Origin of the sequence: Erythrobacter sp. 3-20A1M (assembly GCF_018636735.1) — a bacterium.
Classification (GTDB): Bacteria; Pseudomonadota; Alphaproteobacteria; order Sphingomonadales; family Sphingomonadaceae; genus Alteriqipengyuania.
Map to the genome: position 1 here is coordinate 2318309 of NZ_CP045200.1, position 20930 is coordinate 2339238.

Genomic DNA, 20930 nt, shown 5'->3' on the forward strand with positions numbered 1-20930 from the left:
CCTTCCTTCACCCGGCGTTCACCGCGCGGTCTATTGAATTGCCGCCACCATGCTTTAAAGACGCCGCGCATTCCCCCAAACCGAAGAAAGACGGACAGCGAGTGGCTCTCAGACCCGATCGCAACAAGACCGACGCCGACAAGCGGGCGCAAGCGCAGGCGGCGCAGGGCGACGCGCTGATGCGCGAGGTCGACGACGCCGTGCGGCAGGACCAGTATGCCAATTTCGGTAAGCGGTATGGCATACCGCTGATCGCGGCGATCGTCATCGGCCTGGTCGCCTTCGGGGGCTATCTGTTCTGGCAGCACCGGCAATCGGTGGACCGGGAACACAATTCCGAACAGATGACGCTGGCGCTGGACCAGTTGCAGGCGGGCAATCTTGATACCGCCGCGAAGAATCTCGACCCGCTCGTCACCGATGAGTGGGCAGGCCCGGCATCGGTCGGGCGGATGTTGCAGGCAGGCATCGCGGCGGAGCAGAACGATCCGGCGAAGGCGGCGAAGCTGTTCGACCATATCGCCGACAATGCCGACGCGCCGCAGGCGATGCGCGATCTCGCAACTATCCGCAGCGTCGCGGTGCAGTTCGACACGCTGCAACCCGGAACCGTGATCGCGCGGCTGAAGCCGCTGGCGGTGCCCGGCAACGCCTTCTTCGGCAGCGCGGGCGAGATGCTCGCGATGGCCTATCTCCAACAGGGCAACCGCGCCGAGGCGGGCAAGCTGTTCGCGCGCATTTCGAAGGACAAGGAGGTGCCCGATTCGCTACGCTCGCGCTCCCGCCAGATGGCCGGCGTGCTGGGCGTCGACGCGATCGAGGACGTGGACGAGGCGATCGCGCAATCCGGCGTCATGGCCCCCCGCGGCCCGGGCGGCCCCGGCGCGGCGGCACCGCAACAGTAAGGATGAATCGCATGAAATCGATCAGGCCCGTCGCGCGGCTGGCGCTCCCCATCGCCCTTGGCGCGGTGCTCGCCGGATGTTCCCTGTTTAAGGGAGGGGACAAGGCGGGCACGCCGACTCTGGGCGAGCGTGTGCCGGTGCTGTCGCGGATCGAAGCGGGGGCGAAGGTAGATCCCGCGCTGCAAGGCGTCTCGGTCGTCCTGCCGCCGCCGCATCTGAACCCCGACTGGAGCCAGGCGGGCGGCAGCGCGGACAAGAACGAGGGCCACCTCGAACTGGCCGACGCGCCATCGGTGGCCTGGACCGCATCGGTCGCGGGCAGCAGCAACAAGGCGCGCCTGGGCGCGGCACCGGTAATTGGCAACGGCAAGCTGTTCGTGGTCGATACGACCGGCACGGTTACTGCCTTCGACACGCACAGCGGCGGGCAGGTCTGGTCGCACCGGATGGACGTCCCCTCCGATCAGCGCAAATCCGCGTTCGGCGGCGGTGTCAGTTTCTCCAACGGGAAGGTGTACGCCACCAGCGGCGTGGGCGAGGTCGTGGCGCTGAACGCGGACACGGGCGAGCAATTGTGGCGCGCGAAGCCGGCGGGGCCGCTGCGCGATTCCCCGACGGTCGCCTTCAACCTCGTCTTCGTGATGACGCAGGACAACCAGATCTTCGCGCTGGACGCGAACACCGGCGAGGTAACGTGGCAGGAATCGGGCGCCACCACCCAGGCGGGCGTCTTCGGCGTCGCCAGCCCGGCCGCCGGGCAGGGCACCGTCATCGCCGGCTACAGCTCGGGTGAACTGATCGCGTATCGTTACGAGAACGGGCGCGTCCTGTGGTCCGATGCTTTGGCGCGCACCTCGATCTCTACCGAGGTGGGATCGCTGACCGATATCGACGCCGATCCCATCATCGACGATGGCCGCGTCTATGCGCTGGGCCAGGGCGGGCGCATGGCGGCTTACGAGTTGGTGACCGGTCAGCGCGTGTGGGAACTCAACCTCGCGGGCATTTCCACGCCGGCGATCGCGGGCGAATGGATCTTCACCCTGACCAGCGACGCGCGTCTGCTGGCGATCCAGCGTTCGACCGGCCGGATCCGCTGGATCACGCAGCTGGCGCGCTATCGCAACGAGGAAAAGAAGAAGGATCCGATCTTCTGGATGGGTCCGGTGCTCGCCAACAACGCGCTCTATGTCGTCAGTTCCGAGGGCGAGTTGTGGCGCGCCAGCGCCGGTGAAGGCGCGGCGCAGATGGTGACCAACCTGAAAGCGCGGGTCAGCCTGCCCCCGGTCGTAGCCAACCGCACGCTTTACATCCTCGACGACAACGGCCGCATCACCGCGTTCCGGTAAAGGGAAACGGGCCGGTAAGGGGGCGGCAAGAGCGCGGCGCGCACGCGCTACCGCTCGCTTAACCCTTCCGGGCTCGGTGGTGGTCTATGGAAACGGCCCGGCCCGGCGATCGGCCAGCCACCGGAAAAGCTCAGAAGCTGTATTTGTAGACCCGCTCGATGTCGCCGTTCCACTCGCCGTGGAACTTGTCGAGCAGGCGCTGCGCCGGAACCTTCCCGCTTTCGACGATCTCGTCGAGCGTGGAGAGGAACCCGGTCTCGTTGTCGCCGCCTTCGCCGAGGCGCGCGCGCGCAGACAGACCCGACCGCGCGATCTTGAGCGCGTCCTTCGCCAGATCCTGCAACCGGCCGCCCCCGGGAATCTTCGCATCCAGAGCCAGCTTCGGCACCGCGTCGCGCAGTGCCTCGCGCTCTTCCATCGACCAATCCTTGACCAGGTCCCACGCCGCATCGAGCGCAGTCTGGTCGTAGAGGAGGCCGACCCACAAGGCGGGAAGGGCGCAGATACGGCTCCACGGACCACCATCGGCGCCGCGCATTTCCAGGAAGCTCTTCAACCGCACCTCGGGGAAGGCGGTGGAGAGGTGATCCCACCAGTCGCTCTCGCGTGGCTTCTCGCCGGGCAGGACGGATAGCTTGCCGTCGAGGAAATCTCGGAAGCTCAGGCCCGCCGCGTCGATATATTTCCCGTCGCGGAAGACGAAATACATCGGCACGTCGAGCATGTAGTCGACCCACCGTTCGTACCCGAAGCCGTCCTCGAACACGAAGGGCAGCATCCCGGTGCGGTGGGGATCGGTGTCCGACCAGATATGGCTGCGATAGGACAGGTAGCCGTTCGGCTTGCCCTCGGTGAAGGGAGAGTTCGCGAACAGCGCGGTGGCGAGCGGTTGCAGCGCCAGCCCGACGCGGAACTTCTTCACCATGTCGGCCTCGCTCGCATAGTCGAGATTGACCTGGATGGTGCAGGTGCGCAGCATCATGTCGAGGCCGAGATCGCCGACGCGCGGCATGTGCCGGGCCATGATGTCGTAGCGCCCCTTGGGCATCATTGGCAGCTCGGCCCGGGTCTTGTCGGGCCACATGCCCAAGCCGAGGAAGCCGACTCCGCAGCGCTCGCCGATTTCCTTCACCTGCGCCAGATGGCGACCCGTCTCGTTGCAGGTCTGGTGCAGGTTTTCGAGCGGTGCGCCGGAGAGTTCGAGCTGGCCCGCAGGCTCCAGGCTGATCGCCCCGTCCTCGCCCTTCAGTGCGATGATCTTCCCGCCTTCCTCGACCGGCTGCCAGCCGAAATCCTGCATAGACAACAGGATATCGCGGATACCGCCGGGTTCGTCGTAGCTCGGTGCGTGGAAGTCGTCGCGCTTGTAGACCAGCTTTTCGTGCTCGGTGCCGATGCGCCATCGCTCGCGCGGCTTTTCGCCATTGGCCATCGGCGCGACCAACTGGTCGCGGGATTCGATCACGGGATCGTCGGCTTTGCTGTCCTCGCGCGTGCTCATTCGCCGCGCGTTACGCCGCCGGTGGGTTGCTGAAAAGGATTAATCGCGCCAGTCGCCCGCGACCGCCATCCAGAGCGCCGTCGCGGCGAGCGTGGCGGTTTCGCCCCGCAGGATTCGCGGGCCGAGCGAGATCGGCACCGCCTGCGCCAGCGCCCGGACCGCCTCACGCTCCGCAGCGTCGAAGCCACCTTCGGGCCCGGTGAGCAGGGCCGCGGGGCCGGACGAGGCGGCGAAGGCCCGGGCGGCGGGCTTGCCGCCTTCCTCGTCCGCAAAGAACAGCGTGCGATCGGCGGGCCAGTCCGCCAGCAGCGCTTCGAGCTTCGCCGGCTCCTCCAGCGCCGGCAGCGCGGTGCGAGCGCACTGCTCCGCCGCTTCGGTGGTGACCGTGCGGGCGCGATCGAGGTTCAGCTTGTCCGCCACGCAACGCCGGGTCACGACCGGTCGGATCGCCGCGACGCCGAGCTCGGTCGCCTTTTCCAGCACCAGATCGAACCGGTCCTTCTTGAGCAGCGCCGGGCACAGCCAGAAGTCCGGCACCGCCTCGCGCCCGCGCAGCTTCGATACCGGCTCCAGCGTGACGCTGCGCTTCTCCGCCACGACGACGCTGGTCGCCCATTCGCCGCTGATGTCGTCGCACAATATCACGACGTCGCCCGGCTTCACCCGCATCACGCGCGAGAGATAATGCGCGCCCGTCTCGCCGATGGCGACCGGCTCGAACGCGCGGATTTCGTCGGGCACGAACAGGCGCGGCGCGCTCTTCGGGGGCCAGGCGGGGGTAGCGGGCATGGGTAGGCAGGTGGCACGGCGCGCGGTAGGGCGCAAGGCGATGAGCGATACCTCAGTTTCCGACACCGTCGTCCCCGATAGCGAGCGCAGGAGCCTTTCGGGCGGGATCGTCGCGCGCCTGCCGCAATTTCCGCGCGACCTCGCGCAGCTGGCGCGGTTCGACCGGCCGATCGGCTGGTGGTTGCTGTTCTGGCCCTGCGCCTGGGGCGTGTGGCTGGCGGGCGCGGGGTGGCAGATCGGTCTGCTCGCATGGATGCTGCTGGGCGCCATCGCGATGCGCGGGGCGGGGTGCGTCTATAACGACATCGTCGACGCCGATCTCGACCGGAAGGTGGCGCGCACCGCCAGCCGCCCGGTCGCAAGCGGGCGCGTGTCGAAAAGGGCCGCGTGGGCGTGGCTGGCGGTGCTCGCCGCGGTCGGGCTCGTGGTCCTGCTGCAACTCAGGTGGCAGGCACAGCTGGTCGCGCTGGGCAGCCTGGTGCTGGTCGCGGCCTATCCCTTCATGAAGCGGATCACGTGGTGGCCGCAGGCGTGGCTCGGCCTCGTCTTTACCTGGGGCTTGCTGGTCGGCTGGGTCGCGTTGCGGGGAGATCGGCTGGACGTGCTCGCCGCGCTCTATGCCGGGGCGATCTGCTGGTGCATCGGCTACGACACGATCTACGCGCTGCAGGACCGGGAGGACGACGCACTGGTCGGCATCCGCTCCAGCGCGCTGCGCATGGGCGAACATGTCCGGGCGGGCGTCGCGCTGTTCTACGCCGGGGCGGTGGCGCTGTGGGCGCTCGCCTTCTGGCTGCTGCGCGAAGACTGGGTGGCGATCGTCGCGCTGGTGCCGGTCGCGCTGCATCTCGCCTGGCAGGTGCTGACCGTCGATGGCGCGGACCCTGGCAACCCGCTCCACCGCTTCCGGTCGAACCGCATGGCGGGGTTTCTGATGGCCGCGGCATGCTTCGTGGTGGGCAATGCCGGGGTCTAGCGCCGCGGCGCCTGTTTACTTTTCGTTCCGCATTCATCATCGCTGAGCGTCATGGCGGCGATCCCCCTTCCGGCCCTCCATGCCAGCCACGCGGGCTGCTGGCTGGCGGAGCCCAATAGCGATACGGACGGGCGCGACACGCGCGGCTGCTCCAAGGGGGAGGCGATCAACGCCGCCGCCGACACGCCGGTGCTGATGATCAACGCCCCGCTGGTCGCGACCCGGCTGGGCTACCCCGATCTTTCCGGCCTCGACCTGCTGGAGCTGTTCGCCTTCGTCCACCCGGCGCGCTTCTGCGTGCCGACCGCGCGCGGGCTCGCCCATGCGCTCGACCTGGCCGAGCCCGATGGCGATGCGGCGATTCCCGCTTTCCTGCAAGCGGCGGCGGGCGCGCTGATCGCGCATTGCGAGAGCGACGCCTGGGCCGAGCGGGAGGGCGCGTGGAGCACGCTGCAATCGCTCATGCGGCTGCGTTGGCCCTGGGCCCAGGTGCTCAGCCCGCATGTGCGCAAGCCCGAGAGGCCGGAGAAATGGCTCTTCTCGCGCCTGCCGGAATGGGAGGACGCGCCCGAGCGCCCGCAGCCCGCGCAGGTCCTGATCGAGGAGAACGAGGCCGAGGCGCATCTCGCCCGCCTGACGGGCGAGGGGGCGGAGCGGCGCGAGGGGCAGCGCGCCTATACCCGCAGCGCCAGTGGCGTGTTCGCCCCACGCGAAAACCGTGGCCGCCCCCATCTGCTGCTGGCGCAGGCGGGCACCGGGATCGGCAAGACGCTGGGCTATCTCGCCCCCGCCGCGCTGTGGGCGCAAAAGGCGCACGGCACCGTCTGGGTCTCCACCTATACCAAGAACCTGCAACGCCAACTGCGCCGCGAAAGCGCGCGCGCCTGGCCCGAACGGCGCGCCGACGGCACCCCGCCGGTGGTGGTGAGGAAGGGGCGCGAAAACTACCTCTGCCTCCTCAATCTGGAGGATGCGTTGCAGGGCGGGTTCGCGGGCCGCCCCGCGATCCTGGCGCAACTGGTCGCGCGCTGGGCCGCCTACAGCCGCGATGGCGACATGATCGGCGGCGACCTGCCCGGCTGGCTCGGCACCCTGTTCCGCAAGCGCGGCATCGCGGCCCTGACCGACCAGCGCGGCGAGTGCATCTATGCCGGGTGCCCGCATTACCGGAAGTGCTTCATCGAACGCGCCGCGCGGGCCAGCGCGCAGGCCGATCTGGTGATCGCCAACCACGCGCTGGTGATGATCAACGCCGCGCGCGGGCGCCACCACGGCCCCGCGCCGACCCGGATCGTGTTCGACGAAGGGCACCACGTCTTCGACGCCGCCGACACCACCTTTGCCGCCGCGCTGACCGGGCAGGAGGCGATCGAGCTGCGCCGCTGGATCGTCGGGCCGGAACGCAATACGCGCGGGCGCAGGCGCGGGCTCGCCGCGCGGCTCGCCGACGTTGCTTCCTACGACGAGGCGGGCGGCGAGGCGGTGGAGGCTGCGGTCGATGCGGCGGGGGTGTTGCCGTCCGAAGGCTGGCTCGGGCGGCTGGCCGAGGGGATGCCGCAGGGGCCGGTCGAGGAGCTGCTCGGCCAGGTCCGCGCGCTCACCTATGCCCGCGACGAAAGCGGCGGGCAGGAGGCAGGCTACGGCATAGAGACCGAGATCGCGCAGCTTCCCGGTCCGTTGATCGAAGCGGCGCAGAGCGCGCAGCAGGCACTGGCCGCGATCCGCAAGCCGCTGCTCACGCTCGGCGTGCGCCTTTCCGCCATCTTGGAAGACCCGCCCGACTGGCTCGACGGGCAGGGCCGGGCCCGGATCGAGGGCGCGCGCCACTCGCTCGCCTGGCGCGTCGATCTGGTCGCCGCATGGGAAGCGCTGCTGGGCCGACTGGGCGGGCCGACCGATCCCGATTTCGTCGACTGGTTCGCGGTCGACCGCAACGATTCGCGCGAATTCGACATCGGCGTGCACCGCCGCTGGCTCGACCCGATGCAGCCTTTCGCCAAGGTGGTGCTGGAACCCGCGCACGGTGTCATGCTGACCAGTGCCACGCTGACCGATCGCGGCAAGCGGGCGAGGATTGGGAAGGGGCCATCGCGGCCAGCGGCGCGCCGCATATCGCGCTCCAGCCCAAGACCGGCAGCCATGCGAGCCCGTTCGACTATGCCGCACGGGCCGAGGTGCTTATCGTGACCGATATAAAGCGCGGCGATCTGCCCGCGCTGGCGGGTGCCTATGCCCGGTTGATAGAGGCGGCGGGCGGGGGCACGCTGGGCCTGTTCACCGCGATCCGCCGCCTGCGCGCGGTCTATGGGCGCATCGCCGATCGGCTGGCGCGGGCCGGGCTGCCGCTCTACGCCCAGCATGTCGACCCGATCGACACCGGAACGCTGACCGATATCTTCCGCGACGACCGCTCGGCCAGCCTGCTCGGCACCGACGCGCTGCGCGACGGGGTCGACGTGCCGGGGGAAAGCCTGCGCTGCGTCGTCATGGAATCGGTACCGTGGCCGCGCCCGACCATCCTCCACCGCGCGCGCCGCGCCGCGAATGGCGGCGGTGCCTATGACGACCGGCTGATCCGTGCGCGCATCGCGCAGGCGTTCGGACGGCTCATCCGCACGCGCGAGGACGCGGGCCATTTCGTCGTCCTTTCCGCCGCTTTCCCCAGCCGCTTGCTGACCGCTTTCCCGCCCGGCACGCCGATTACGCGGGTAACGCTGGACGAGGCGCTGGCGCGGGTTGCAGCCGGGCCGCCGGGCGTGCAAGACGCTACGGAAACCGGCACCCTCAACGGACACCTATCCCCGCCATGAAGAAACTTGGCCTGCTGCGCCACGCGAAGTCCGACTGGGACGATTCGGACAAGCGCGACTTCGATCGCGGCCTCAACGACAGGGGGCGGCGCGGCGGGCGGCTGATGGGCCGCTATATCCGCGAAAACGGGCCGGAGTTCGACTTGCTTCTCGCCAGCCCGGCGGAACGGGTGAAGGCGACGCTGGCCGCCGCGCAGCTGGGGCTGGAGCCGGTATTCGACCAGCGGCTCTACCTCGCCAGCGCCGAGACGATAGTCGATGTCGTATCGGAAAAGGCGGGCGATGCGGACGCGGTGCTGGTCGCCGCCCACAATCCGGGTTTGCAGGACGTGCTGCTTTCGCTCGTCGCGCCGGATCGCGAGAATGCGCATTTCGACGAGGCGGTGGTGAAATATCCGACCGCCTCGTTCGCGTTGCTCGATCTGCCGATCGACGACTGGGGCGCGCTCGGCGGGCAGGACGGCGCGATCGCGGACTTCCGCCGCCCGCGCGATCTCGATCCGGAACTGGGCCCGGTGGACTAGTCCAGTCGAAGAGGTGTTGCAGCGCTGAGTGTAGAGCCGCTGTCCTGCGCGGCCCGCCGGGGCTATTCCAACGCGCATGTTTCCTGCCGCCAGCCTGTCGCAACCACGGTCGAATACGCCCGCGTACGGGGCCTTTTTCCCGCGCCAGGACACTGTTCCATGTGTTCCATCCTGTAGGATTTCTACGCCGTCCCGAAGCGCCTTGCGCTCTTGCAACATCGGCGTCTTCGCGCGAAGGCGAGCGCCATGAGCATGGACGAACTGATCGCCGCCGCGCGCACATCGAAGGCCTGGCCGTTTCAGGAGGCGCAGCGCCTGCTCAAGCGCTATCCCGACGGGGCGAAACCGGACGGCTCGCCGCTGCTGTTCGAAACCGGCTACGGCCCTAGCGGCCTGCCGCATATCGGCACGTTCCAGGAGGTGCTGCGCACCACGCTGGTCCGCCGCGCGTTCGAGGCGCTGATCGGTGCGAAGCCGGAGGACGGCAGGACGCGGCTGGTCGCCTTCAGCGACGACATGGATGGCCTGCGCAAGGTGCCCGACAACATCCCCAATCGCGATCTGGTGGCGCAGCATCTGGGCAAGCCGCTCAGCCGCATCCCGGATCCGTTCGAGGCGGGGTACGAGAGTTTCGCCGCACACAACAATGCGAAGCTGCGCGCCTTCCTCGACCGGTTCGGCTTCGACTACGAATTCGTCGCGGCCAGCGATCGCTACAATGCCGGCGCGTTCGACGACGCGCTGCGGCAGGTGCTGCGCAAGAACCAGGACATCCTCGACATCATGCTGCCCACGCTGCGCGAGGAGCGGCGGCAGACCTATTCGCCGATCCTGCCGGTTTCGCCCAGCAGCGGGCGCGTGCTGCAGGTGCCGGTCGAGGTGGTCGATGCCGATGCGGGCACTGTGCGCTTCACGGACGAGGATGGCTCGACGATCGAACAGTCCGCGCTGGGCGGCATGGCCAAGCTGCAATGGAAGGTCGACTGGGCCATGCGCTGGTACGCGCTGGGCGTCGATTACGAGATGTACGGCAAGGATCTGACCGACAGCGGCGTCCAGTCGGGCCGCATCGTGAAGGTGCTGGGCGGCAGGAAGCCGGAAGGGCTGATCTACGAGCTGTTCCTCGACGCCAATGGCGAGAAGATTTCCAAGTCGAAGGGCAACGGCCTGACGATCGAGGAATGGCTGACCTATGGCAGCGAAGAGAGCCTGGGCTTCTACATCTTCCCCAATCCGAAGAGCGCCAAGCAGCTCCATGCCGGGGTGATCCCGCGCGCGGTCGACGATTACTGGCAGTTCCGCGAGCGGCTGGCCGAGCAGGACCTCGACAAGCAGCTGGGCAATCCGGTGTGGCACCTCGCGCGCGCCAATGGCGGCTTCGAAGGGGCGGAGGCGCCGGGCGCGGGGGAGAGCCTGGCGGTGCCCTACAGCCTGCTGCTCAACCTCACGAGCGTGCTGGGCGCGGAAGCGACGCCGGAATCGGTCGCCGACTATCTGGCAAGCTATACCGGGGAGCCGGTGACGGACCCCAAGTTGCGCGAACTGATCGGCACCGCGGTCGCCTACAATCGCGATTTCGTGGCCCCGCATCTCGCCAAGCGGGCGCCGACCGAGACCGAGGCCGCGGCGCTGCGCGAGCTCGATGGCGTGCTGGCGGATGCCCCGGCGGACATGTCGGCGGAAGATCTGCAGACGCAGGTGTACGAGATCGGGAAGCGCGAGGAGTACGGTTTCGCTTCGCTGCGCGACTGGTTCCGCGCGCTCTACGAAACGCTGCTCGGCAGCGAGCAGGGGCCGCGCATGGGCAGCTTCATCGCGCTCTACGGGATCGCCAACACCCGTCAGCTGATCGCGGAGGCGCTGGCGCGATGAACGCGCGCACGGCGGAGGAGCTGGCGCAGGAGCTGCTCGGCCGCAAGCTGACCGAGCTGGGACCCGAAGAGCAGGCGGTGCTGGGCCGCGTCGCGGGCGGGACCTATATCGGGCCGGATGCCGACGAGGCGGCGCAGATGCGCATGACCTTCGGCGACCGGCTGGCCGACCGGGTCGCGGCGGTCGGCGGCAGCTGGGGCTTCATCATCTTCTTCGGCATCGTCCTGTTCGGCTGGATGCTGATCAACAGCGAGGTGCTGGTCGATCTCGGCATCAAGCCGTTCGACGCCTATCCGTACATCTTCCTCAACCTGATGCTGTCGATGCTGGCGGCGATCCAGGCGCCGGTCATCATGATGAGCCAGAACCGGCAGGCGTCGAAGGATCGCGTCGCCGCGCAACACGACTACGAGGTCAATCTGCGCACCCAGCTGGAGATTCTGCGCCTGTCGCGCCGGGTCGACCGGATGGGCCATGCGCTCCTCGACCGGCTGGAGGCGATCGAGCGGACGGTCGGCGGGGCGGAGAACCCTACGCGCTGATCACCCCCATTTGCGGGTGCGGTACCACTTGGTGATGACGTATTTCGCGCCGTCGATCACCGGCGTCCCGGCGTGCAGCGTGCTGAGGTTCGGCACCCCGTCCGGCCCCGCATTGTTCCACATCAGCAGCACGCCTTCCTTAGGCGTGATGGCGAGCTCGAGCTTGGGAAATTCGGTTTCGCCGCCCGCCGGCACATCGTTCAGGAACAGCATAGCCGTCCAGCTGCGCTGCCCGCCGCGGCGCCGCTCGTCTTCCCAGTAGGACTGGCCGGGGAAGAAGAAATCGTGGTGCGGCTTGAACTGCTGGCCGGGCAGGTAGCGCTGCCCCTGGATGGTCTCGCCCAGCGCCGATTTGAGACCGAGCGTATCGTCCATCCGCCGCGAGATCGCCGCGACGAACGGGTCGCGCGAATCGAAATTGCCGGAATAGGAGGTGCGGAACCCTTCCTGCTCCGTGCCCGCGTACAGCGTGCTTGGCACCGCCACGACGTCAATCATGTGCATCAGGCGCTGGCATTCGTTCGGCGTCGCAAATTCGCCCAGCGCGAATATCTCCGCATCGTCGGTCGGGATCTTGTGCACCCGCCGATCCGCCTTCAGCCGCTTGCGCACCTCCCGACCCACGCGGGCGAGTGCATCCTTGTCCGGAACCATGGTCTTCGTGTCAGACATGGCGCGACGGTAGCAGCGGTGTCCACACGCTGCTAGACCCCAGCGGACGACAACAGGAGAGGATCACGCACATGGAAGTATCGAGCGTGAAGAAGCGTTATTCGGCAGGGGCGATGTTTTTCCACTGGCTGATCGCCGCGCTGGTGATCGCGAACTGGTATCTCGCCGAACGCGCGCACGATGTCGGCGGGGCGGCGGCGGGCGAGCTGTTCGGATATCACAAGGCGATCGGCATCTCGATCCTGGCGCTCACGCTCGCCCGCCTCGCGCTGCGGCTAACCACGCCGCTTCCGCGCCTGCCGCAGAACTATGCGAGCTGGGAGCGCATCCTCGCCCGAACCACCCATGTGGTCTTCTACATCCTCCTGATCGCGTTGCCGCTGGGCGCGTGGATCGCGAATTCTCTGGGCGGCAAGGCGATCGACATGTTCGGCCTGTTCACCATTCCCGCGCTTCCCGTGGGAGCGAACAAGGAACTGGGCGGCCAGATCTTCGAGCTTCACGCCACCGGCGGCAGTTTCCTGATGATCCTGGTGATCCTGCATGTGCTGGGCGCGCTGAAGCACACCTTCTTCGACCGGGACGGCGGGATTTTCCGCATGCTGCCCTTCGGCCGGGTCTGAGCGGAGACGAAGAACCCCGCCGGCGCGAACCGGCGGGGTCTCGGGTGCCTTGTCGGCTGCGTCCTACCAGAAGAACGAGTAGATCACGTCCACCACCTGGCCGGTGTAGGTGTTTACCAGCAGGGCGTCGTCGTAATACCGCACCCAGCGATAGGGGCCGTAAACGGGCGGCAGGCGGTAATAGGCCGGATCGTTGATCCAGTAGCGGCTGCCGAAAAACAGGCTGCCGAGCCGGAACCCGATGTTCAACCGGCGATAGGAATAGCCGCGATAGGGCGCGTAATACCGGCCGAGCCGATACTGGTTGCGATGGGCGTTGCGATAATACTGCCAATTGTACCGCCGGTCGGAGCGCCAGCCCCGGTTCCAGCTGCGATGGTCGCGATCGTAACGTCCGTCGCGCCGATCGTTGCGCCAGTCATGGCGATTGTCGCGCCGGTCGTTACGCCAGTCCCGCCGATCGTCGCGCCGGTCGTAGCGGCCATCCCGGCGATCGTCACGACGGTCATAGCGTCCGTCCCGGCGATTGTCGCGGCGGTCCGCCCGGTCGTCCCGGCGGTCGTTACGTCGATCGTACCGGTTGTCGCGCCGGTCCTCGCGATTGCCGTATCGGGCGGTGCGCTGCTCGCGGAAACGCTGCTCGGCGGGCGTGACCTGGCGCTGGCGCGCCGCTTCTTCCCGATCGCGGCGGGCGTCGTAAGCGTCACGGCGAGCCTGGACCTGCCGGACCGGGTTGTAATCTACGGAGCCGTTGCGGCGGGGGTCGACACCCACGGGGCGACCGCGATCGGCCGCACTGCTGCGCCGTACGTCCACGCGATCGACGGTCGAGCGCGAAGGGGTGCGGAAGGTGGGGCGCTCGGGCGCCTGCGAAGCCCGTGAGCTCGACCGTGCCGAACGATCCGGACGGGCCTGCGGCCGGTCCGGCGCAGCCCGGCGCTCCACTCTCTGTTCCAGGCGTTCGCTCGGGCGATCGGGCCGGTCCGCGGCATGGGCCGTCGAGGCCAGCCCGGTCAGGGACACGGCAAGGGCGAGGGCCGATGCGCCCACGGTATTGGTCAGGAATTTCAGGCTCATCATACGTATCCCTTCGCTCTGCCAGCCCACCCTGCGCCGTCTTCGATGGTTATCAAACTATGGATAACCAAGTGACCCGAAACTGAACCGTCTCAAAGGGCATCGTTCAGGTTTAGATGGCAAAAGATGAACGCTTGTGCAGTTTCGTCCCCGTTTGCTTGATGTTTCCGAACCGACCGTACCGTCCATTCGATCGCGGGCGATATGGAACGGTTCTCACGGGTGGACGACCGCCCTGCCGGGGCATAAGGGGGGCGCGCATGAAACTCCCCCGGCCCTTCGATACCGAATTCAACGCGAAGGTGCCGAGCGAGCTGATCCGGCCCGAAGACTGGAGCCGTAGGGCCGCCACGCTCGTCAGCGCGGTGCTGATCGCACTGGTCGCGATGGGCTTCGCATGGGCGGGCGACTGGGCCAATCGCCTGTTCACCGAGGTTACAAACCATTCGCGCTGGGTCCATCTGGTGCTGACCCCGGCGATGTTCGTGGGGATCGCGGCGCTGACCTTCCGCTACGCCCCGCAGGCGCGGGGATCGGGCATCCCGCAGGTGATCGCCGCCAGTCGCAAGCCGCTGCGCCGCACCTCCCGCCGGCTGGTCTCCCTGCGCACCGCACTGGCCAAGGTGGTGCTGACTTTGGGCGCGCTGCTGGCTGGCGGCTCGGTCGGGCGCGAAGGCCCCACGGTGCAGCTGGGGGCGGCGATCATGGTGCAGGTGCATCGCTTCTTCCGCGTTCCTTCCACCTCCGGCGTCTATATCGCGGGCGGCGCGGCGGGCGTCGCCGCCGCGTTCAACACGCCGCTGGCGGGAATCGCCTTCGCGATCGAGGAACTGGCGGTGGCTTACGAGCAACGCGTGGCGATCCTGGTCATGGGTGCGGTCATGATCTCGGGCCTGACGAGCCAGGGGCTGGCGGGCAATTACGTATATTTCGGGCAGATCACCGGCGGGCTGCCGCTCACATCGGTGCTGATAGCGGCGCCGGTGGCCGGGGTGATCGGCGGGATGCTGGGCGGGGCGTTCTCGCGTTCGCTGCTTGCCCTGCGCGGGCCGGGCGGGCGCTTCACCGCGCGGTTCGGCAAGAAGCCGCTGACCACCGCACTGGTCTGCGGCGTGATCGTGGGCGTGCTGGGTTTCGTTACCGACGGCGTCACGTCGGGCACGGGGTACGAACCGACGCGCATGCTGCTGGAAGGCGGCGCGGGCGAATACTGGTTCGGTCCGGCGAAGTTCATCGCGGCACTCGCGACCAGCGCCAGCGGCATTCCGGGCGGCATCTTCGCCCCCTCGTTGGCGGTGGGGGCGGGCTTCGGAGAGCTGCTGACGCCGTTGTTCCCGGCCGACAAGGCCGGGATCATCGTGCTGATCGGCATGGGCGGGTACTTCACCGGCGTCGTGCGCGCGCCACTGACCGCGGTCATCATTCTCAGCGAGGCGACGGGGACCAGCTCCGCCATCCTGCCGCTGTTCGCCACCGCCCTGATCGGCGACTGGGCGGGCGGCATGGTCTGCCGCGAACGCCTGTACCACGCGCTGGCGAAGGGATTCGCGCCGGTTTCCGCGCCCGCGCGATAAGCGCTCGCCATCCCGCCAAACCCTACAGGATGGAACACTTGGAACAGTGTCCTGGGGCGGGAAAACAGCCCTCGGATGCGCGCCTTCCAATAGGGTTCGGGACGCGCTCGAAAATTCCGCTAGGCTGAAGGGTAACGGGGCCATCCGGTGAGACTAGCCCGTGGCGGCGTAGTAGGAAAACGTGCGGAGATCGGGCTTAGCGTCGTTCGAACGTCGCCAGCCCCTCCTCGTCTGCCGCGCTCTCCTCTATCCGGTCGACGTTCGCGCGGGGCGGGCCGGCATGCATCGCCTCGATCATCCGACGGATCGCGTCGCGCTCGCCCTCCAGATGCGCCTCGACCGTCCCGTCTGAGCGGTTGCGGACCCAACCCACGAGGTCCAGCCCGCGCGCCGTCTCCACCGTCCAGTCGCGGTAGAACACCCCTTGCACCCTGCCATGCAGAATCACGCGCCGCGCGGTCACAGATTGTCACCCGGTGTTACGCCGCGGATCACGTGCTCAAGCGTCATGTAGACCACCAGCACGGTCGCCGCGAGCAGCGCCACGGTCAGCACGGTGGCGGCGAACAGCCCCTCGTACAGAAGGCCGTACCAGTCGGTGGGGAGGGCATCGAACTCGCCAACGGGGAAGACGAAGGCGAGCAGCATGATCAAGCTGCTCATCAGCGTGATCGTGGACATGCGCGCGATCAGGATGACGCGGGTGTAGGCCTCGGTATCGAACTCGGTCTCCGCCCGCCGGATCATCCCGACCAGCGTCAGCATCAGCGCCAGCGTGGTGGCAGAAGCCGTCGCCACCGCTGAGCCGAGATAGAGCCCGGCACGCGACAGCGCCTCCAACAGCTGCGCCGCGTCGGCTCCGCCATAGACGGTGCCGATAGCCTGGCGCGCCCCGAAGCCAAGGCCGCAGATGAACAGAAAGGCCACGATCGGCCAGATGCGATACTTTGAGAAGAAATGCCCCATGCCCGAGAGAGGCGGCGGAGAGGGGGATGGTTCCGAGGCTAACTTCCGTTGGGTCGAGCTGGAGGGACAACCTCTCCCCTTCGTGATCCCGGCCAACGAGCCGGGATGAGGTTCGCTTCCGGCATCGGGAGGAAGAAGCTGGACCCGGATCAAGTCCGGGGTGACGGGAGGGAAACAAGTTAACCCGGATTTCTCTCGACAGTAATGGGGCGCGCGCCGGGCACGCGCCCGTCGAGCCTTACCGCGTCAGCTTCTTGTACTGCAACCGCGTCGGGCGATCCGCCGCGTCGCCCAGGCGGCGGCGCTTGTCTTCTTCGTAGGCTTCGAAATTGCCCTCGAACCACTCGACATGGCTGTCGCCTTCGAAGGCGAGGATGTGGGTGGCGAGGCGGTCGAGGAAGAAGCGGTCGTGGCTTATGACCACGGCGCAGCCGGCGAAGTTTTCGATCGCTTCCTCCAGCGCGCCCAGCGTTTCCACGTCGAGGTCGTTGGTCGGCTCGTCCAGCAGCAGGACGTTGCCGCCGTTCTTCAGCATCTTGGCCATGTGCACGCGGTTGCGCTCGCCGCCCGACAGCTTGCCGACGTTCTTCTGCTGGTCCTGCCCCTTGAAGTTGAACGCACCGACATAGGCCCTGGTCGACACGTCGTGGCCGTTGACCTTCATGTAGTCGAGACCGTCGGAGACCTCCTCCCACACGTTGTTCGACGCGGTCAGATCGTCGCGGCTCTGGTCGACATAGCCCAGATGCACGGTGTCGCCGATTTCCAGCTTGCCGCTGTCCGGCTCCTCCTGCCCGGTGATGATGCGGAACAGGGTGGACTTGCCCGCGCCGTTGGGACCGATCACGCCCACGATGCCGCCCGGCGGCAGCATGAAGGACAGGTCCTCGAACAATAGCTTGTCGCCATAGGCCTTGGTGATGTTCTTCGCCTCGATCACCTTGCCGCCAAGCCGTTCGGGCACCTGGATCACGATCTGCGCCTTGCCCGGCTTGCGATCGTTGGCACTGTCCTGCAACTGTTCGAACTTCCGGATACGCGCCTTGGACTTCGTCTGGCGGGCGCTGGGCGTCTGCCGGATCCATTCCAGCTCGCGCGCGAGCGACTTCTGCCGCCCGCTTTCCTCGCGGCTTTCCTGCTCCAGCCGCTTCGCTTTCTTCTCCAGATAGGTCGAATAATTGCCTTCATAGGGATAGTAAGAGCCGCGATCGAGCTCCAGAATCCAGCCCACGACATTGTCCAGGAAGTAGCGATCGTGGGTGATCATCAGCACGGCGCCGGCATATTCGGCGAGGTGCGTTTCGAGCCACTGGACGCTTTCGGCGTCGAGGTGGTTGGTCGGTTCGTCCAGCAACAGGATCGACGGCTTCTGGATCAGCAGGCGGGTCAGGGCCACGCGGCGCTTCTCACCGCCCGACAGGTCGTTCACCGGCCAGTCGCCGGGCGGGCAGCGCAGCGCCTCCATGGCGATTTCGAGCTGGTTGTCGAGCGTCCAGCCGTCGACCGCGTCGATCTTCTCCTGCAGCGTGCCCATCTCTTCCATCAGGGCATCGAAATCGGTGTCGTCCTGCGGGTCGCCCATCTCCGCGCTGATCGCGTTGAAGCGGTCGACCATGTCGGCGACGTCGCGCGCGCCGTCCTTCACGTTTTCGAGCACGGTCTTGCTCTCGTCGAGCTCTGGCTCCTGCGGCAGATAGCCGACGGTGATGTTTTCGCCCGGCCATGCCTCACCCGCGAAATCGGTGTCGATCCCGGCCATGATCTTCATCAGCGTCGATTTACCCGCGCCGTTGGGCCCGACGATGCCGATCTTCGCGCCCTGGTAGAATTGCAGGTTGATGTTCGCCAGCACCGGCTTGGGGGCACCGGGGAAGGTCTTGGTCATGTCCTTCATGACATAGGCGTATTGCGCGGCCATCGCAGGGGTCCTTCGGATTGGTTTGTCGCTGGAGAGGTTTGCCGCGCCAGATAGGGGGCGAGAGGCGCGGGGGCAAGCATGCGTGCACTGCCAGGGAGAATGCGACGGTGCGGAACGAAGCGCGATGATGCTCATTGCGGATTCCGGGGCGGAGGAACCGGAGACCTCGCGATGAAACAGTCACTTGCACTCTATCTGATGACCGGCGCTGCGGCGCTTTCCCTTGCCGCCTGCGGCGATAACGCGGCCACGGATACGCCCGTTGCGGATACGACGGCGACCACCGGTGCGATGATGGATAATGCGGCCGCGCCCGCCACCACTGCCGAAACCGCCGGCATGACGGCCGATGCGCACACGACCCAGTTCCTGACCGACGCGATGAAAGGCGACAATTCGGAAGTCCGCGTCGGCAAGCTGGCCGCCGAAAAGGGCGCGACGCAGGGCGTGAAGGATTTCGGCACGATGCTGGTCAACGATCACGGCGCGCACATGGACAAGGTGGCGACGCTGGCGAAATCGATGAACGTGCCCGTGACGCAGGAAACGAAGGCCGAGGCAGACGAGGTGTACAAGCGCCTGCAGGGCCTGTCCGGCGCGGAGTTCGACAAGGCGTTCGTCGATGCCATGGTGAAGGATCACAAAAAGGACATTGCCGCCTATCAGGAAGAGGCGAAGAGCAGCGATCCCGCCCCGGTGACCGGCCTGGCCGAGCAGACGGTGCCGACGCTGCAGAAGCACCTCGATACGGCTGAGAAGCTGCAGAAGAGCAGCTAGGAACTTGGCAAGGCGCGCGGTGGATTACCGCACCGCGCGCTTGCCGATACCCTCCCGCCCGCCGCTGGCCTGCCGAACGTGGCGGTGTGGCCGCAGGTGATCTGCATTCTCGCCGTCTGGCTGGGACCCATTCCCGACGATGCGGATTGATCCCCGGGAAAGACAGGGAGAAACAATATCTTCGTATCCGATACAATGTGGGACCTGATCCTGCGCTCTCTGGTGCTTGCATCCGTCGCGCTGGTCTGGGTCGTGGTGCTGGTCCGGCTGAACGGGCTGCGTTCGCTGTCGAAGATGACGAATTTCGATTTCGTGATGACGGTCGCCCTCGGCTCGCTGCTGGCGGGCGCGGCGCAGGCGACCGAGTGGAAGGGCTTCGCCCAGGCATGCCTGGCGATGGTCGGGCTGTTCATAACGCAGGCCACCGCGGCATATCTGCGGCGGTCGCACGAGAAGGTCGAAAGCCTGATGCAGAACGCCCCCACGCTTGTGATGCGGGACGGCAAGATTCTCCACGACGCACTGGCGAAGACTCGCATGGCGGAAAGCGATCTGATTGCGAAATTGCGCGAGGCGAATGTGCTCGATTTCGGCAAGGTGCGTGCGGTCGTGCTGGAAACGACCGGCGATGTGTCGGTCCTGCACGGCGATACGCTGGACGAGACGCTGATCGAGAACGTGACCCGCGTCGATCGCGGCTAGCGCGCGAACCCCCGGCGCAGCAGTCGGGGAAGCAGCGCTGCCTGCAGCGCCGCCCGCAGCGCCAGGAACAGGCAGAAGCTCAGCCACAGTCCGTTATTACCCAGCGGCCAGCTCAGCCATAGCGCCAGCGCGTATCCGGCAGTGGCACCGACCATCGACAGGAGCAACGCGCGGGTCCAGCTCGCGCCGACGAACGCCCCGTCGAATACGAAGCTGGCGACCCCGGCGAAGGGGATGACGATCAGCCACGGTGCGAGGGCCTGCGCGGCTACGGTGACCTCATCTGTGGCGGCGAAGCTGGCCAGGATCGGGTCGGCGAGAATAACAAAGCCGAGCGCGACCAGTGCCGCCGTGCCGAAACCGCGGATCAGGATCGCCCGCAGCGCGGCGGCGAACCCATCCCGGTCGTCGTCGCCCGCCCGCTCTCCGTTCAGCACCTGCGCCGCGTTCTCGAACCCGTCGAGCAGCAGCGCGGTCACCACGAAGAGCTGGTACATGATGCCGTTCGCGGCGAGCGTCACCACGCCGCGCTCCGCGGACAGCCGGGTGAGGGCGGCAAGCGCCACCATCAACACCACCGTGCGCAGGAACAGATCGCGATTGACCGAGAGGAACCGGCGCATCGCGTCCCATTGCAAGACCGACCTGTCGCGCGCCTGCGCCACCAGTACCGGGCCGCCCATCCGCGCGAAGACGAACCCGCCGACCGCCACCAGCTTTACATATTCGGCAATCAGGCTGGACCAAGCGATCCCTTCGATCCCCCAGCCGAGCGAGAGCACGAACCACAGGCCCAGCGCCACGTTGACGAGATTGTAGCCGACTTCGAACAGCAGGACTGCGGTCATCCGCCGCCGACCGACGAGAAAGCCGACCAGCGCGAGGTTCAGCATGACGCCGGGTGCCGCCCAGTATCGGATCGACGAATAGCTGCGCGCCGCGACAAGCACCTCTCCCCGAGCGCCGAGCACGTCGAGTAGTGCGGGCAGCAGCATCGGTTTCGCCAGCAGCAGCAGCAACGCGATGATGAGGCCGATGGTCAGCCCGCGCAACAGGACGGCGGCCTGCTCGCGCTCGCCGACCCGCGTTCCGGCCTGCGCGACCAGACCGGTGGTCCCGGTCTTCAGGAAATTCATCACCGTGAACAGCATCGCGAACAGCCGCGCGCCGATGTCGACCGCCCCTTGCGTCGGTGCATCGCCCAACCGCCCGACGATCCACATGTCGCCCACGCCGATCAGCGCGGTGGCCACATTGGTGACCATCGCGGGCAGCGTGATCGCCCAGATGGTGCCGGCTCGAAACGAGGGGGAGGATGCGCCGGTCATCGCCGGCCAATATGATCATCCGCGA

18 protein-coding genes and 1 pseudogene are annotated in these 20930 nt (G+C 67.3%); 11 read left to right on the top strand and 8 right to left on the bottom strand.

What is annotated here, in order from left to right:
• The first annotated feature begins 101 nt into the window (after positions 1-101).
• Together F7D01_RS11405 and F7D01_RS11410 are read left to right on the top strand one after the other, a co-directional pair.
• A complete protein-coding gene (locus F7D01_RS11405; RefSeq protein ID WP_215227672.1) occupies positions 102-905 on the top strand; it encodes a tetratricopeptide repeat protein in 804 nt (267 codons plus the stop codon).
• An 11-nt stretch (positions 906-916) separates the two neighbouring features.
• Positions 917-2254 (top strand): PQQ-binding-like beta-propeller repeat protein, encoded by a 1338-nt coding sequence (locus F7D01_RS11410; RefSeq protein ID WP_251566773.1) that lies wholly within the window; start codon positions 917-919, stop codon positions 2252-2254.
• Between the two features lie 130 nt (positions 2255-2384).
• Here F7D01_RS11410 and F7D01_RS11415 read toward each other — a convergent pair whose 3' ends face one another.
• Positions 2385-3755, bottom strand: coding sequence for a glutamate--cysteine ligase (locus F7D01_RS11415; RefSeq protein ID WP_215227674.1), 1371 nt, complete (start codon positions 3753-3755; stop codon positions 2385-2387).
• 39 nt (positions 3756-3794) lie between these two features.
• Positions 3795-4544, bottom strand: a complete 750-nt coding sequence (locus F7D01_RS11420; protein WP_215227675.1) for a 16S rRNA (uracil(1498)-N(3))-methyltransferase — start codon at positions 4542-4544, stop codon at positions 3795-3797.
• 40 nt (positions 4545-4584) lie between these two features.
• On the opposite strand from F7D01_RS11420, the gene ubiA reads away from it, so the two are divergent.
• The 5 genes and pseudogenes from ubiA to F7D01_RS11445 all read left to right on the top strand — a co-directional run bounded on the left by ubiA (position 4585) and on the right by F7D01_RS11445 (position 11268).
• Positions 4585-5520, top strand: coding sequence for a 4-hydroxybenzoate octaprenyltransferase (gene ubiA, locus F7D01_RS11425; RefSeq protein WP_215227676.1), 936 nt, complete (start codon positions 4585-4587; stop codon positions 5518-5520).
• Positions 5521-5571: 51 nt separating this feature from the next.
• Positions 5572-8330, top strand: a pseudogene (locus F7D01_RS11430) (ATP-dependent DNA helicase).
• Positions 8327-8854, top strand: a complete 528-nt coding sequence (locus F7D01_RS11435; protein WP_215227677.1) for a histidine phosphatase family protein — start codon at positions 8327-8329, stop codon at positions 8852-8854. Before F7D01_RS11430 ends, F7D01_RS11435 begins: the two are co-directional and overlap by 4 nt.
• Positions 8855-9100: 246 nt before the next feature.
• Positions 9101-10726, top strand: a complete 1626-nt coding sequence (locus F7D01_RS11440) for a lysine--tRNA ligase (RefSeq protein ID WP_215227678.1) — start codon at positions 9101-9103, stop codon at positions 10724-10726.
• Positions 10723-11268, top strand: coding sequence for a DUF1003 domain-containing protein (locus F7D01_RS11445; RefSeq protein WP_215227679.1), 546 nt, complete (start codon positions 10723-10725; stop codon positions 11266-11268). The genes F7D01_RS11440 and F7D01_RS11445 overlap by 4 nt, the downstream gene beginning before the upstream one ends.
• On the opposite strand, the gene F7D01_RS11450 is transcribed toward F7D01_RS11445, so the two are convergent.
• Positions 11269-11940 (bottom strand): 2OG-Fe(II) oxygenase, encoded by a 672-nt coding sequence (locus F7D01_RS11450; RefSeq protein WP_215227680.1) that lies wholly within the window; start codon positions 11938-11940, stop codon positions 11269-11271. It lies immediately after the preceding gene.
• 71 nt (positions 11941-12011) lie between these two features.
• Between F7D01_RS11450 and F7D01_RS11455 the strand changes: the two genes are divergently transcribed.
• Positions 12012-12563, top strand: coding sequence for a cytochrome b (locus F7D01_RS11455; protein ID WP_215227681.1), 552 nt, complete (start codon positions 12012-12014; stop codon positions 12561-12563).
• A 63-nt stretch (positions 12564-12626) separates the two neighbouring features.
• Here F7D01_RS11455 and F7D01_RS11460 read toward each other — a convergent pair whose 3' ends face one another.
• The gene (locus F7D01_RS11460; protein ID WP_251566775.1) at positions 12627-13643 is read right to left on the bottom strand and encodes an RcnB family protein; all 1017 of its coding nucleotides are present in this window, start codon (positions 13641-13643) and stop codon (positions 12627-12629) included.
• Positions 13644-13900: 257 nt separating this feature from the next.
• Here F7D01_RS11460 and F7D01_RS11465 point away from each other — a divergent pair, with 257 nt between their 5' ends.
• Positions 13901-15214, top strand: a complete 1314-nt coding sequence (locus tag F7D01_RS11465) for a chloride channel protein (protein WP_215227682.1) — start codon at positions 13901-13903, stop codon at positions 15212-15214.
• Positions 15215-15410: 196 nt separating this feature from the next.
• On the opposite strand, the gene F7D01_RS11470 is transcribed toward F7D01_RS11465, so the two are convergent.
• The 3 genes from F7D01_RS11470 to ettA form a co-directional block, all read right to left on the bottom strand.
• The gene (locus F7D01_RS11470; protein ID WP_215227683.1) at positions 15411-15677 is read right to left on the bottom strand and encodes an acylphosphatase; all 267 of its coding nucleotides are present in this window, start codon (positions 15675-15677) and stop codon (positions 15411-15413) included.
• Positions 15674-16141 (bottom strand): hypothetical protein, encoded by a 468-nt coding sequence (locus tag F7D01_RS11475; protein ID WP_251566779.1) that lies wholly within the window; start codon positions 16139-16141, stop codon positions 15674-15676. Before F7D01_RS11475 ends, F7D01_RS11470 begins: the two co-directional genes overlap by 4 nt.
• Before the next feature lie 277 nt (positions 16142-16418).
• A complete protein-coding gene (gene ettA, locus F7D01_RS11480; RefSeq protein WP_215227685.1) occupies positions 16419-18098 on the bottom strand; it encodes an energy-dependent translational throttle protein EttA in 1680 nt (559 codons plus the stop codon).
• Between the two features lie 171 nt (positions 18099-18269).
• On the opposite strand from ettA, the gene F7D01_RS11485 reads away from it, so the two are divergent.
• Both F7D01_RS11485 and F7D01_RS11490 read left to right on the top strand, forming a co-directional pair.
• The gene (locus F7D01_RS11485) at positions 18270-18875 is read left to right on the top strand and encodes a DUF4142 domain-containing protein (protein WP_215227686.1); all 606 of its coding nucleotides are present in this window, start codon (positions 18270-18272) and stop codon (positions 18873-18875) included.
• Positions 18876-19070: 195 nt separating this feature from the next.
• Positions 19071-19577, top strand: coding sequence for a DUF421 domain-containing protein (locus tag F7D01_RS11490; protein WP_251566781.1), 507 nt, complete (start codon positions 19071-19073; stop codon positions 19575-19577).
• Here the strand turns inward: F7D01_RS11490 and F7D01_RS11495 are convergent.
• The gene (locus F7D01_RS11495) at positions 19574-20905 is read right to left on the bottom strand and encodes an MATE family efflux transporter (RefSeq protein ID WP_215227687.1); all 1332 of its coding nucleotides are present in this window, start codon (positions 20903-20905) and stop codon (positions 19574-19576) included. The genes F7D01_RS11490 and F7D01_RS11495 overlap by 4 nt on opposite strands.
• Positions 20906-20930 lie beyond the last annotated feature (25 nt).

What these genes read in the sequence shown, in the direction of transcription:
- ubiA (WP_215227676.1), top strand. Translation starts at nt 4,585, where the DNA reads ATGAGCGATACCTCAGTTTCCGACACCGTCGTCCCCGATAGCGAGCGC.
- F7D01_RS11495 (WP_215227687.1), bottom strand. Translation starts at nt 20,905, where the DNA reads ATGACCGGCGCATCCTCCCCCTCGTTTCGAGCCGGCACCATCTGGGCG.
- F7D01_RS11415 (WP_215227674.1), bottom strand. Translation starts at nt 3,755, where the DNA reads ATGAGCACGCGCGAGGACAGCAAAGCCGACGATCCCGTGATCGAATCC.
- F7D01_RS11485 (WP_215227686.1), top strand. Translation starts at nt 18,270, where the DNA reads ATGAAACAGTCACTTGCACTCTATCTGATGACCGGCGCTGCGGCGCTT.
- F7D01_RS11460 (WP_251566775.1), bottom strand. Translation starts at nt 13,643, where the DNA reads ATGATGAGCCTGAAATTCCTGACCAATACCGTGGGCGCATCGGCCCTC.
- F7D01_RS11455 (WP_215227681.1), top strand. Translation starts at nt 12,012, where the DNA reads ATGGAAGTATCGAGCGTGAAGAAGCGTTATTCGGCAGGGGCGATGTTT.
- F7D01_RS11420 (WP_215227675.1), bottom strand. Translation starts at nt 4,544, where the DNA reads ATGCCCGCTACCCCCGCCTGGCCCCCGAAGAGCGCGCCGCGCCTGTTC.
- ettA (WP_215227685.1), bottom strand. Translation starts at nt 18,098, where the DNA reads ATGGCCGCGCAATACGCCTATGTCATGAAGGACATGACCAAGACCTTC.
- F7D01_RS11450 (WP_215227680.1), bottom strand. Translation starts at nt 11,940, where the DNA reads ATGTCTGACACGAAGACCATGGTTCCGGACAAGGATGCACTCGCCCGC.
- F7D01_RS11465 (WP_215227682.1), top strand. Translation starts at nt 13,901, where the DNA reads ATGAAACTCCCCCGGCCCTTCGATACCGAATTCAACGCGAAGGTGCCG.
- F7D01_RS11410 (WP_251566773.1), top strand. Translation starts at nt 917, where the DNA reads ATGAAATCGATCAGGCCCGTCGCGCGGCTGGCGCTCCCCATCGCCCTT.
- F7D01_RS11490 (WP_251566781.1), top strand. Translation starts at nt 19,071, where the DNA reads ATGTGGGACCTGATCCTGCGCTCTCTGGTGCTTGCATCCGTCGCGCTG.
- F7D01_RS11440 (WP_215227678.1), top strand. Translation starts at nt 9,101, where the DNA reads ATGAGCATGGACGAACTGATCGCCGCCGCGCGCACATCGAAGGCCTGG.
- F7D01_RS11445 (WP_215227679.1), top strand. Translation starts at nt 10,723, where the DNA reads ATGAACGCGCGCACGGCGGAGGAGCTGGCGCAGGAGCTGCTCGGCCGC.
- F7D01_RS11435 (WP_215227677.1), top strand. Translation starts at nt 8,327, where the DNA reads ATGAAGAAACTTGGCCTGCTGCGCCACGCGAAGTCCGACTGGGACGAT.